This window comes from Candidatus Frankia alpina, assembly GCF_902806485.1.
Lineage (GTDB): Bacteria > Actinomycetota > Actinomycetes > Frankiales > Frankiaceae > Frankia > Frankia alpina.
In genome coordinates this window covers 1-12616 of the sequence record NZ_CADCWT010000147.1, presented here as the reverse complement: position 1 = coordinate 12616, position 12616 = coordinate 1, and the positions used below count along the sequence as shown (strand labels likewise).

Below are 12616 nucleotides of genomic sequence, written 5' to 3'. Positions count from 1 at the left end.
TGGAGCAAGGAAGCCGACACCCGCCGGCTCACCGTCGACGGCGGGAAACTCACCCCCGCCATGGTCGCCGCCTACCTCGCCAAATACGTCACCAAATCGGTCACCGACTCCGGCATCCTCGACCGGCGCATCCGCGACACCGACGACCTGTGGACCCGCTGCCTCTACCTACCCGACCACCAGGCCACGATCGTGCGCACCGCCTGGAACCTCGCTGTCTGGCCCGTCTTCCGCGACCTCGGCCTACACCGCTGGGCCCACCAGTACGGCTTCAACGGCCGCTGGATCACCAAAACCCGCAACTACAGCACGACCTTCAAAGCCTGCCGGGAACGGCGCCGGACCTGGGCCCGCACCCACACCCCCACCGGCGAGGAACGCACCCCGCTGGACGCCTGGGGACGCCCCGAAGACGACGAGCAGGTACTCACCCTCGCCCACTGGCAGTACCACGCCGCCGGCTACGCCCGCACCGGCGACCAGGCCCTCGCCGACCTCGCCGCAGACCAAGCCCGCTCCCGACGGGAGGCCGCCCGCACCAGCGAACCCGCCGCCACCTGACGACCCCCCGCCCACTCGCGCACCGCGACGCACCAGCCGCCAAGCAGACCGTCGCGGGACGCACTCCCAAGGGAGCACAACCAGCATGACGCCACGCCCCGCCCTTCCGGACGTAACCGCCGGCAGAACCCCACAGGACCACATCGAGATCCTGCGCGGCGAGTTACGCGCCGTCGTCGACCGCCTCGACGCTTGCCTCGCCGAACTGGCCCGGCCCCGCCTGACCGCCGTCCCGACCCCGGCCACACCGGCCGGACCCGACCCGCTCGAAGGCCTGCCCCCGCTGATCGACGTGGCACGAGCCGCGGCGGTCCTCGGGCTGAAGCGCTCCGCCGCCTACCGTCACGCCGATGCCGGTGATCTGCCCGTGCGTCGGATCGGCGGCCGGCTCTACATCGCCACCGCGGGGCTGCGCGCGCTGCTGGACGGTGACGCATGAAGGGCAGCGTCTACCGCAAGGACGGCAAGTGGGCCTACCGGCATGACGTCGCCCCGGACCCGCTGACCGGCAAGCGCCGCCAAACGGGCAAGGCCGGGTACGCCACCCGCAAGGAGGCCGACAAGGCACTCCGTGACTCGATCACCGGCGGTGAGAAGGGCCGGCATGTACGTGCCTCCCGGCGGACGGTGGGCGCGTTCCTGGACGAGTGGCACCTCGCGGTGAAGGCGAGCGTCCGGCCGACGACCTGGGCGAAGTACGGCCACCTCATCCGGACGTCGGTCACCCCGATCATCGGGGACACGCCGTTGCAGGAACTCACCCCGGTGCGGCTGAACCTGCTGTACGCCCACCTACTGGAATCCGGCCGAGTGCGTCCCCGGGCCGACCAGCCGGCGGGGCTGGCCGCCTCGACGGTGGCCACGGTGCACCGGATGCTGCGCCGTGCCCTGGCGGATGCGGTGACCTGGGACTACGTCCCGCGCAACGCCGCCGAGGATGCCCGCCCACCGCGAGTCGGACGCCGGGCGCCGACGGTGTGGACGCCGGAGCAGCTTCGGACGTTCGTGCGCCACATCCGCGGCGATCGGCTGTACGCGCTGTACCTGCTGGTCGTCACGACCGGCATGCGTCGCGGTGAGGTGGTGGGGCTGCGCCGCCAGGATGTCGACCTCGACGCGGCGACGGTCGTGCCGATGGTGCCCCGGGTGGTCGTGGAGGGCAAGGCCGCCGACTCCGAGACGAAGACGGACAACGGGCGTCGCCCCCGGGCGTTGGACCCGCTGACCCTGGCGGTACTGCGGGCGCACATCACCGTGTGGGAGGCGAACCGGGCTGACTTCAGGCACACCAATGACCGGCTGTTCTGCTGGGCCGACGGGTCGTCGATCCACCCGGATTCGGTGACCGACTGGTTTCAGCAGCACGCCAAGGCCGCCGGCCTGCCGGTGATCCGGCTGCACGACGGCCGGCACAGCTACGCCACCGCGGCGCTCAAGGCCGGAGTGCACCCGAAGATCGTGTCTGAGCGGCTCGGGCACGCCGACGTGGCGTTCACGCTCCAGACGTACAGCCACGTCATCGCGGGCATGGATGCCGCTGCCGCGAACATCGTCGCCGATGCCATTTTCGGGCCGGCCGAGACGCCCGACGAAGGTCATGTGCACGAATCCGTGCACGACGGGGAAGATTCGCCGCTAATCTACGACGAAGGGGAGGGTGAAAACCCTGGTAAATAGGGGTGGACCTAGGTGGACTTGAACCACCGGCCTCTTCCTTATCAGGGAAGCGCTCTAACCGGCTGAGCTATAGGTCCCGGCAACGACTGCAACCATACAGGACGGCGGAGCCGGGGTGGCGGCCGCCGCCGTCCGTTGGCGCTACTGGTCGCTGAGGGTGAGTTCGATGCCGCCGATCATCTCGGCGCAGAGGTTGTAGAGCAGGGCACCGAGGGTGGTCAGCGCGGTCATCAGGATGACGTTGATCGCGCCGACGAGCAGGCTGAGCTCCATCGCGCGGCCGAACGACAGCCAGCTCTTGACGTCGCTGGCGCTGCTGTCGGTCAGGGTGTCCGCGGCGTCGGTGACGCTGCCGAACACACCGATCGAGTTGAGCACGAACCACAGCACGGCGACCGCGACGAGCAGGACGACGAAGACGCACAGGGAGAACGCGAAGCTGAGCCGGGTCACGGTCAGCGGGTTGACCTTGGACAGCCTCAGCTTGGCCCGCCGGCCCGCGCCGGGCGGACGGCTGGAGCCCGTACCGGGACCGGACCGGCCGGGAGCCCGGGAGGCGCTGGGCCGGTCAGCCGAGACCGCCTCAAGCTGGTCGTCGAGCGCGCCGGGCGAGGTGGTGGTCACCCTGTGCGGCGACGCGGCGGTGGCGGTGCCCGCGGACGCCGGCGCGGCGACCGGCCGCTCGTAGGCCGCGGTCGCGCTGGCCCCACGGCCCGCGGCGGGCGCAGCCGGCCGCACCGCGTCGGGAGCGGGCACCCGCTCCGGCGCGGCACGGTTCTTGTCGGGCTTCGTGGTACCGCTCCTCGTCATGCTGGGCGGACGGACCAGGGAGATCGTGTCGGTCTCACCGGGCCGCTCGGCCGGGGGTTCGGGGCGGGCACTGGGCAGGCCCATCGTGCTTCGGCGGGCACCGGGCGGCGCCGTACCGAGGGACTTCGCGGGCGACGATACGGCGGGCGAGCCGAGTTTGCGGGTAGCCGAGCCCGCATCGTCGCCGTGAGTCCCGGCGTTCCCGGTACGAGCCGACCCGGATGGGGGCAGCGTCGACCCGGTGATACCAGCCGGGGCACCGCCCGCCCCGTTGCGGCTCGGGGTCGCTCGCGACCGGCCGGACCGCTCGTCCCACTCGCCGCCGCGCGCCGCCGGTGCCCGCTGCGCCGACGCGGCGGACCGGTCCAGACCGGCCGGGCGGTCAGCAGCACGATCGGAACTGCCCGAACCGGCTGTGCTGTCAGAGCGGGCCGGGTCATCGGAGGAGCGCGCGGATCCGGCGGGTTCCGCGGAACCGGACCTCTCCGCGGAACCGGACGATGCTGCGGAGGCGGACGATGCCGCCCCCCGAGAGGGCGCGGACTTGGCCGACGCGGACTTCGGCGGCACCGCGGACTTGGCCGATGCCACGGACGACCGCGGCGGCTCCGCAGACGTGGTCGCCGACCGGTCGCCGCCCGCAGCACCGGAGGCCTTACCCCCCAGGGCGGGCGAGGACGAGTCGAACGAACCCGGCTTCGATGAGGCGGGCGAGGAAGATCCGGCCGCGCCGGCCTCCAGGGCACCGTCCCGGCCGTCTTCGGCCTGATTGGACGGCCCCGCATCCGACCGGCCGGAACGTTGGAAGAAAGGGCTCCCCGCCGACGGGTTCAACGGACCGGCAGAGGGAGCACCACCTCCGGAGGCGCTACCGGCAGAGGCGCTACCGGCAGAAGAACCACCGGCGGAAGCGCCGTCGGCGCCGGACGCACCGGCGGCGGGCATCTTCACCGTGTCGCCGCCCAGCTCCCCGTCCACGCCGTCGCCGCCAGGACGGTGGGAACGATCGCCGTCCCGCGCTCCGCCCGACCCGGCGGCCGGGGAGGAACCGCGGTGGACCGCCGACCGGGCGGGCCGGTCATCCTGACTGTCGCTCACGGACTACTCCCGGTTCACTTCCTGGCGGCGTACGCGGGCCATGCGCACACCGGATCCCCGCTTCGCCGTCCCCGCGGCGCCGGGGGACGACGTCGACGATCGCCATCGCCCCGGGCCTGGACCGTTACCGGCCCCGGGCTCAGCTCTCCTCGGCTCCGGGGTCGATGGGGGTGTCGGCGTCCTCCACATCAGCATTGCGCGCCACCCCGACCACTTGCACACCGGTCTCCAGATCGATGAGACGGACCCCCATCGTCTGGCGCTGGGCCCGGCGGACGTCCTTGGCGATGGTGCGCAGCACGCCCCCGTTGGAGGCGATCGCGTAGAGCTGGTCGTCCGGGTCGACGACAAGCGCGCCGACCAGGCCGCCCCGGGTGGAGACGATCTTAGCCGTCAGCACGCCCTTGCCGCCGCGGCCCTGCACCGGGTATTCGGCCAGCGGGGTCCGCTTGGCGTAGCCGCCGGAGGTGGCCACCAGCAGGTCGGCGGTGGTGCCCGGCACGACGACGTCCATGGACAACAGCTCGTCCTCTGCGTCGAAACGCATGCCGATCACGCCGGAGGTGGCCCGGCCCATCGGCCGCAGCTGCTCGTCGTCGGCATGGAAGCGGATCGACTGGGCGTTGCGGCTGACCAGCAGCAGGTCGTCGCCGGGCGCGACGAGGCGGGCGGCGATGAGCTCGTCGTCGTCGCGCAGGTTGATCGCGACGAGGCCGCCGGCGCGGTTGGAGTCGAAGTCGCTCAGGGCAGTCTTCTTACACAACCCGCGCTTGGTGGCGAGGACGAGGTACGGCGCGACCTCGTAGTCCTTGAGCGCGATGACCTCGGCGATCCGCTCGTCCTGGGAGAACGCGAGGATGTTCGCGACGTGCTGGCCCTTGGCCGAACGGGCCTGTTCGGGCAGTTCGTGCGCCTTCGCCCGGTAGACCCGGCCCTTGTTGGTGAAGAACAGCAGCCAGTGGTGCGTCGTCGTGACGAAGAAGTGCTCGACGATGTCGTCCTCGCGCAGGGCCGCGCCCTGCACACCCTTGCCGCCGCGGCGCTGCGAACGGTAGAGGTCGGTCTTGGTCCGCTTGGCGTAGCCGCCGCGCGTGACGGTGACGACCACGTCCTCCTGGGCGATGAGGTCCTCGATGGACATGTCGCCCTCGAAGGGGACCAGGCGGGTCCGCCGCTCGTCGCCGAACTTCTCGACGACCTCGGCGAGCTCCTCGCCGATGATCTGCCGCTGCCGCAGCGGCGAGGCGAGGATGGCCTCCAGCTCGGAGATCCGCGCCCGCAGCTCAGCGGCCTCGTCGATGATCCGCTGGCGTTCCAGAGCGGCAAGGCGACGCAGCTGCATGTCGAGGATGGCGGTCGCCTGGATCTCCGACAGCGTGAAGCGTTCCATCAGCTGGCCGCGGGCGGCCTCGGCGGACTCCGCGTTGCGGATGAGGCTGATGACCTCGTCGAGGTGGTCGAGCGCGATGAGCAGACCGTCGAGGACGTGCAGCCGCTCGCGGGCCTTGCGCAGCTGGTAGCGGGTGCGCCGGACGATGACGTCGACCTGGTGCTCGACGTAGTAGCGGACCATCTGGTCGAGGCGCAGCGTGCGCGGCACCCCGTCGACGATCGCCAGCATGTTGACGCCGAAGGTGTCCTGCAGCTGGGTGTGCTTGTACAGGTTGTTGAGCACGACCTTGGCGACGGCGTCACGCTTGAGGTCGATGACGAGGCGTTGGCCGATGCGGGCCGAGGTCTCGTCGCGGACGTCCGAGATCCCGGTGACCTTGTTGTCCCGGACCAGCTCGGCGATCTTCTCGGCGAGGTTGTCCGGGTTGACCTGGTAGGGCAGCTCGGTGACGACAAGCTGGGCGCGGCCCTTGTTCTCCTCGACGTTGACCACGGCGCGCATCCGGATGCTGCCCCGGCCGGTCCGGTAGGCGTCCTCAATGCCGCTGCGCCCGACGATCAGGCCCGAGGTCGGGAAGTCCGGCCCCTTGACGATGCCGAGCAGCGCCTCGAGCATTTCCTCGTCGGTCGCCTCGGCGTGGTCGAGCGCCCACTGGACGCCGGTGGCGACCTCGCGCAGGTTGTGCGGCGGGATGTTCGTCGCCATGCCGACGGCGATGCCGCCGGCGCCGTTGACGAGCAGGTTCGGGAACCGGCTCGGCAGGACCAGTGGTTCCTGCGAACGGCCGTCGTAGTTCGCGGCGAAGTCGACCGTCTCCTGGTCGATGTCGCGCAGCATCTCCATCGCCAGGGACGCCATGCGCGCCTCGGTGTACCGCATGGCGGCGGGCGGGTCGTTGCCGGGCGAGCCGAAGTTGCCGTTACCGTCGACCAGCGGGTAGCGCAGCGACCAGGGCTGCGCGAGCCGGACGAGGGTGTCGTAGATGGCCGAGTCGCCGTGGGGGTGGTAGTTACCCATGACGTCACCGACCACGCGGGAACACTTGAAGTACCCGCGGTCGGGACGGTAACCACCGTCGTACATGGCGTAGAGAACCCGTCGGTGGACAGGCTTGAGCCCGTCCCGAACCTCCGGCAGCGCGCGGCCGACGATGACCGACATGGCGTAGTCGAGATAGGACCGCTGCATCTCGACTTCGATGCCGATGGGTTCTATGCGGTCGCCGGGGGGCGGCGGTAGGACGTCGACCACGGGGTCCTTCCAGGGCAGTGGGATCAGTCGTCAGGTGGGACGGGCGTCCCGGCGGCGCCGCGTCAGATGTCCAGGAAGCGCACGTCCTTGGCGTTGCGCTGGATGAAGCTGCGACGCGCGTCGACGTCCTCGCCCATGAGGACGGAGAACAGGTCGTCGGCGACGGCCGCGTCATCGAGGGTGACCTGCAGCAGGATGCGCTTGTCCGGGTCCATGGTGGTGTCCCACAGCTCGGTCGCGTTCATCTCGCCGAGGCCCTTGAACCGCTGGATGGCGTCCTTGGGCAGCTTGCGCCCCGACTCCACCCCGCGCTGGACGAGCCCGTCGCGCTCACGGTCGGAGTAGGCGTACTCCCAGTCCTCCCGACCCCACTTGATCTTATAGAGCGGGGGCTGGGCCAGGAACACGTGGCCGGCCTCGACCAGCGGCCGCATGAAGCGGAACAGCAGGGTCAGCAGCAGGGTCCGGATGTGCTGGCCGTCGACGTCGGCGTCCGCCATCAGCACGATCTTGTGATAGCGCAGCTTGGCGATGTCGAAGTCGTCGTGGATGCCGGTGCCCAGGGCCTGGATGAGCGCCTGGACCTCGGTGTTCTTCAGGACACGGTCGATCCGGGCCTTCTCGACGTTGAGGATCTTCCCGCGCAGCGGCAGGATCGCCTGGAACTTCGAGTCCCGGCCGCCCTTGGCCGAGCCGCCCGCCGAGTCACCCTCGACGATGTACAGCTCGCAGCGCTCCGGGTCGGTGTACTGGCAGTCGGCGAGCTTGCCGGGCAGACCGGTGCCGCCGAGCAGGCCCTTGCGCCGGGTCAGGTCCCGGGCCTGGCGGGCCGCGATGCGGGCGCGCTGGGCGTCGAGCGCCTTGTTGACGATGGCCCGCGCCTCGGTCCGGTTGACCTCGAACCAGTCCTTCAGCGCCGAGTAGCACATCTCCTGGACGAACTTCTTCGCCTCGGTGTTGCCGAGCTTCGTCTTCGTCTGCCCCTCGAACTGGGGCTGCGCGAGCTTCACCGAGATGATCGCGGTCAGGCCCTCGCGGATGTCGTCGCCGGACAGCCGCTCGTCGCCGCTCTTGGCCCCCGCCTTCACCGGCTTGAGCAGGTTCTGGTCCTTGGCGTAGGCGTTGACGGCGCTGGTCAGCGCGGCGCGGAAGCCCTCCTCGTGGGTGCCGCCCTCATGCGTGTTGATCGTGTTCGCGAAGGTGTAGACCGACTCGCTGTAGCCGCCGTTCCACTGCATCGCGAGCTCGGCCTCGATGCCGACGCCCTTGGACTCCAGCGAGATCACGCTGCGGTGGATGGCGTCCTTCGTGGCGTTGAGGTGCGCGACGAAGTCAACCAGGCCGTTGGTGTACCGGTAGGCGACCTCGAGGCGTTCCTCGGGACGCTCGTCGATCAGGGTGATCGACAGGCCCTTGTTGAGGAAGGCCATCTCCTGCAGGCGGCGGGAGAGCGTCTCGAACTTGTACTCGGTGGTCTCGAAGATCGTCGGATCCGCCCAGAAGGTGACCGACGTGCCGGTCTTCTTCGAGGGGCCGGTCTTCGCCAGCGGCGCGGCCGGCCGGGTCCCCACGTACGGCTGGAACCAGACGTGGCCCTCCCGCTGGATCTCCACGTCGAGCCGGGTCGACAGCGCGTTGACGACGCTGACGCCGACGCCGTGCAGACCGCCCGAGACCGCGTAGGACTTGCCGTCGAACTTCCCGCCTGCGTGCAGCGTCGTCAGCACGACCTCGATCGCGGGCCGCTTCTCGGTGGGGTGCATGCCGACAGGGATGCCGCGGCCGTTGTCGATGACGCGGACGCCGCCGTCGGCCAGCAGGTTCACCGTGATCGTGTCGCAGTAGCCGGCCAGCGCCTCGTCCACCGCGTTGTCGACCACCTCGTACACGAGATGGTGCAGGCCACGCTCCCCGGTGGAGCCGATGTACATGCCCGGACGCTTGCGGACCGCGTCAAGACCTTCGAGAACCTTGATCGAACTTGCATCGTAGGCCACGCGGCGGGTCCCCTCGTTCTGGGCGGAAGTATCCATCAGTCTACCCGCCGACCCGTTTTAGCGGACGCAGAGTGACCCCTGACGACTGCGCAGCGCCCCGTACGGCGGGATGGTGAACCCCCCTACCGGACCGCGGCATCCCGACGCCTTGGCGCGCCTTCACGACGGTCACCCGGCACAACGATCACCCGACGCCCACATGATCGCCTCGAGTTACGTACACGAGCCGGGGCGAGCCGGGGCGACGCGCAGGAAGATCCCGCCGTGGCCCGGCCCCGCGGCCCGGTCGGACGCCGGACCCGGGCGCCCGACTCAGCCGTAGGTGTCGCGCGGGCCGCGGCCGTTGGTGCGGATCGACCCGTGCCGCCACGACGGGGCCGTCGGGCCCCGCACCGTGATCCGCCGGACGACCTGCGGACCGAGCTCCCGGTGCAGGATGGCGAGGATCTGCCGGGACAGCATGCGCAGCTGGGTCGCCCAGGCCGTCGACTCGGCGACGAGTTCGAGCTCGCCGTCCCGCAGCGAGACCGGAGTGCAGTGGTCGGCTATGTCCGGGCCGACGATGACGTCCCACCGGGCGAGCACACCGGCGTCGTCGGCCTGCGCCTGCCAGCCGCGCGTGGCGAGCAGCCGGCCGATCGCCGCACCGAAGGAGACCGGGTCACGCCACTCCCGGCCAGGGCTGGCGATGCCCGGCAGCCGCGGGCGCTGCGGGACCCGGTCGTCGTCCTCACCGGACCGCGACCGCCGGCCGGCACGGTCCCCGGCCGCGGATGCGCCACCGGGCCCGCCGCCCGGCCCCGCTGAACCGAGGTCGCCGGCGGAGGAGCCGAGCCAGGAACCGCCGGAGCGGGGCGAGCCGCTGCGACGTCCCCGCGCCCGCGCGCGGGCGTCCCGCTTGGCCTGGGCAAGGATCTCCCGAGCCAGGTCGGCGCCGCGTCCCTTACCCGACGCGGGGGCGGGGGCGCCCTGGTCGTCCTCGGGTTCAGGAGACACGGCGTACCTCTCCCGCCGCGACGACGAAACAGGTGCCGGCCAGCTCGGCCGGCACGTCCGCCTCGACGGCGGCCGTGACCAGCACCTGCTCCGCGGGGGCGACGAGTTCGGCGAGCCGGGACCGGCGCCCGGCGTCCAACTCGGCGAAGACGTCGTCGAGAAGCAGGACGGGCTCGCGGTCGTCGGCCCGCAACAGCTCGAACGAGGCGAGCCGCAGAGCGAGTGCAAGCGACCAGGACTCACCGTGGCTGGCGTAGCCGCGCGCAGGTCGCCCGTCGACGGTCAGCAGCAGGTCGTCGCGGTGCGGTCCGACCAGGGTCTGCCCGCGTTCGACCTCCCGCGGGCGGGCGGCCACGAGCTCGGTTCGGATCGCCTCCTCCCACACCTGACGGTCGGGCCACACCTGACCGTCAGGGAGGACTTGGCCGTCGGGGAGAACCGGCCCCTGCTGCGGCGGCGGCACGCTGGCCCGGTACTCGAACCCGACCTGAGCCTGCGTGCCGGCCACCGCCGCGTACGCCCTGGCCACCCCCGGACGCAACGCCTCGACGAGGGCGAGGCGGGCCGCGAGTAGCTCGGCGCCGTAGCTGGCCAGGTAACCATCCCAGACATCCAGGGTGCGCAGGTCGCCCTTCCCGCCGGATCGCCGGGCCGCCCCGGCGGTGCGCAGCAGGGTCGAGCGCTGCTTGAGCACCCGGTCGTAGTCGGCGAGCACCGCGGCCATCCGGGGGGTGCGGGCGACGAGCAGTTCGTCGAGGAACTGCCGCCGTCCCGCCGGGTCCCCCTTCACCAGAGCGAGATCCTCCGGGGCGAACAGGACCGTGCACAGCAGCCCGAGGACATCGCGGGGCCGGGAGACCGGCGCCCGGTTCAGCCGGGCCCGATTCGCCCGCCCCGGCACGATCTCGAGCTCCACCAGGGCCGCCCGGTCGCCGCGCACGATCCTCGCCCGTAGCACGGCGTGCGACGCGCCCTCACGCACCAGAGGGGCGTCCGCGGAGACCCGGTGGCTGGCCAACGTCGCGACGTACCCGATTGCCTCGATGAGGTTCGTCTTCCCCTGGCCGTTGCGACCGACAAGCGTGGTCACTCCTGGACCGAGGGTGAGATCCAGGGACGGGTAGGACCGGAAGTCGACGAGAGACAGATGGGTGAGGTGCACGTCACCCGTGCAGGCGGATCGGCATGAGCAGGTACCGGTAGTCGGGCACCTCGCCGTCGGACTTGCCGGTGAGGATCGCCGGCTTGTTCGCCGCGACGGCCGGGTCCTCGGCGCTGGCGAAGCCGATCCGCACGATGTCGGACTCCAGCGCGCCGAGTGCGTCGAGCAGGTAGGACGGGTTGAACGCCACAGAGAGCTCCGGGCCATCGTAGGTCACCGGCAGCGTCTCCGTCGCCTGCGCCTCGCCGCCGGTGCCGGCCTCCAGAACGAGATGATCCGGGGAGAACGACAGCTGCACCGGGGCGGTCTTCGCCGCCACCAGGGCGACCCGCTTGACCGCCTCCTGCAACGGCGCGATCTCGAGCTGGGCGATCAGCGGCGAGCTGTCCGGGAGCAGCTTGCGGAAGGGCGGGAACTGGCCCTCGAGCAGCCGGGTGGTCGTCTGCCGGGTGGAACCCGCGAAGCCGGCGAGCGTCTCCCCGGACGGGCCCGTCCCCAGCGCGATCGAAACCTCTACCCCCGAGCCGGACAGCGACTTGGCCGTGTCCAGCAGCGTACGGGCGGGGACGAGGGCCACCGTGACGGGTGCCGGTGCCGCGTCCGCGTCGTTGGCGGAGTCGTCCGGACGCCACTTCAACGTGCGCACAGCGAGCCGGTAGCGGTCGGTCGCGGCGAGGGTGAGGGTGTCGCCGTCGATCTCGATGCGGACGCCGGTGAGCACCGGGAGGGTGTCGTCGCGCCCGGCGGCGATCGCTACCTGCGCGACCGCGGCGGCGAAGGCCGATCCCTCGATGTGACCGGTGACGGGGGGCATGGCCGGCAGCGCCGGGTAGTCGTCCACCGGAAGCATCGGGAGCGCGAACCGAGCGTTGCCACAGGTGATCACGAGCCGGGTGCCGTCGATGCCGAGATCGACCGGTGCGGCCGGCAGCGCCCGGGTGATCTCCGCGAGCAGCTTGCCGTTGACGAGGGCGCGACCCTCCTCCGACACCGTGGCGTGCACCGCGCCCTGCGCGGCCACCTCGTAGTCGTAGGCGGCGACCTTGAGCATCGGCCCGGTGGCGTCGAGAAGGAGGCCCGACAGCACCTGCAACTGCGTGGTCGGCCGGCTCGGCAGCGTGCGGGCGGTCCAGGCGACCGCTTCGGTGAATTCGTCCCGTTCCACCCGGAACTTCATGGTTAGCCCTCCTTCGTTCCCTCCGGTGTTCGGAGTCAGCCCGTTGGGAACACCGATCAGCATCCCAGAGTGCCAGGCGGTCTCGGCGGGCGGTCGGCCTCATCGCGAACGCTCACGGGGAGCCCACGAAGTAGCACAGATCGCGCTCGTTAGATCGCGTTCGTTCAAGATCGCGAAAAGTTGTCCACACCCCCTAGTACTTAGAGCTTTTGATCTTTGAAGAAAAAATTTAAGTTCGTGGTGGTAGTAGGGGCTGTGGATGCTGGGGATAACTCCCATTTCCGCAGGTCATAGGCCCTAAGAGCCTGTGCAAAACCTGTGGGTGAAGCTGTGGGTTCCCGCAGTGGATATCCACATGCTCGGACGTTGTCCCCAGGGACCACTTTGTCCCTCCACAGGCCATCCCCGAGTTATCCACAGGCTGTCCACGGCTTCTTCCGCCGATCCGCCCCCAGGCTGTCCACAAGGTTTTCCACAAGCTGTGGGCTGCGCCA

9 protein-coding genes and 1 tRNA gene are annotated in these 12616 nt (G+C 70.7%); 3 read left to right on the top strand and 7 right to left on the bottom strand.

All coding sequences use genetic code 11. The annotated features are described in order from the left end of the window. From G6R25_RS15605 to G6R25_RS15595, 3 genes are all read left to right on the top strand, one after another. On the top strand, positions 1 to 561 hold a 561-nt coding region (locus G6R25_RS15605), incomplete at its 5' end, for a replication initiator (protein ID WP_336501614.1). Positions 562 to 646: 85 nt separating this feature from the next. Beyond that, positions 647 to 1000 (top strand): helix-turn-helix domain-containing protein, encoded by a 354-nt coding sequence (locus G6R25_RS15600; RefSeq protein WP_163553539.1) that lies wholly within the window; start codon positions 647 to 649, stop codon positions 998 to 1000. Further along, a complete protein-coding gene (locus tag G6R25_RS15595; RefSeq protein WP_163553538.1) occupies positions 997 to 2238 on the top strand; it encodes a site-specific integrase in 1242 nt (413 codons plus the stop codon). Before G6R25_RS15600 ends, G6R25_RS15595 begins: the two co-directional genes overlap by 4 nt. A 3-nt stretch (positions 2239 to 2241) precedes the next feature. Here G6R25_RS15595 and G6R25_RS15590 read toward each other — a convergent pair. The 7 genes from G6R25_RS15590 to dnaN all read right to left on the bottom strand — a co-directional run bounded on the left by G6R25_RS15590 (position 2242) and on the right by dnaN (position 12122). Beyond that, positions 2242 to 2315 (bottom strand) — tRNA-Ile (locus tag G6R25_RS15590). A 64-nt stretch (positions 2316 to 2379) separates the two neighbouring features. Then, a complete protein-coding gene (locus G6R25_RS15585) occupies positions 2380 to 3132 on the bottom strand; it encodes a DUF3566 domain-containing protein (RefSeq protein WP_235948607.1) in 753 nt (250 codons plus the stop codon). 1153 nt (positions 3133 to 4285) lie between these two features. Next, a complete protein-coding gene (gene gyrA, locus G6R25_RS15580; RefSeq protein WP_136446971.1) occupies positions 4286 to 6790 on the bottom strand; it encodes a DNA gyrase subunit A in 2505 nt (834 codons plus the stop codon). Positions 6791 to 6852: 62 nt separating this feature from the next. Further along, a complete protein-coding gene (gyrB, locus tag G6R25_RS15575; RefSeq protein WP_136446975.1) occupies positions 6853 to 8787 on the bottom strand; it encodes a DNA topoisomerase (ATP-hydrolyzing) subunit B in 1935 nt (644 codons plus the stop codon). Between the two features lie 312 nt (positions 8788 to 9099). After that, positions 9100 to 9783 carry a DciA family protein gene (locus G6R25_RS15570; protein ID WP_235948605.1) on the bottom strand — a complete coding sequence of 228 codons (684 nt, stop codon included), beginning with the start codon at positions 9781 to 9783 and terminating at the stop codon, positions 9100 to 9102. Beyond that, on the bottom strand, positions 9773 to 10945 hold the full coding sequence (gene recF / locus G6R25_RS15565; RefSeq protein ID WP_163553537.1) for a DNA replication/repair protein RecF: 1173 nt from the start codon (positions 10943 to 10945) through the stop codon (positions 9773 to 9775). Before recF ends, G6R25_RS15570 begins: the two co-directional genes overlap by 11 nt. A gap of 1 nt (position 10946) precedes the next feature. Beyond that, complete coding sequence (gene dnaN, locus G6R25_RS15560) at positions 10947 to 12122, bottom strand: DNA polymerase III subunit beta (protein WP_163553536.1); 1176 nt, start codon at positions 12120 to 12122, stop codon at positions 10947 to 10949. Positions 12123 to 12616 lie beyond the last annotated feature (494 nt).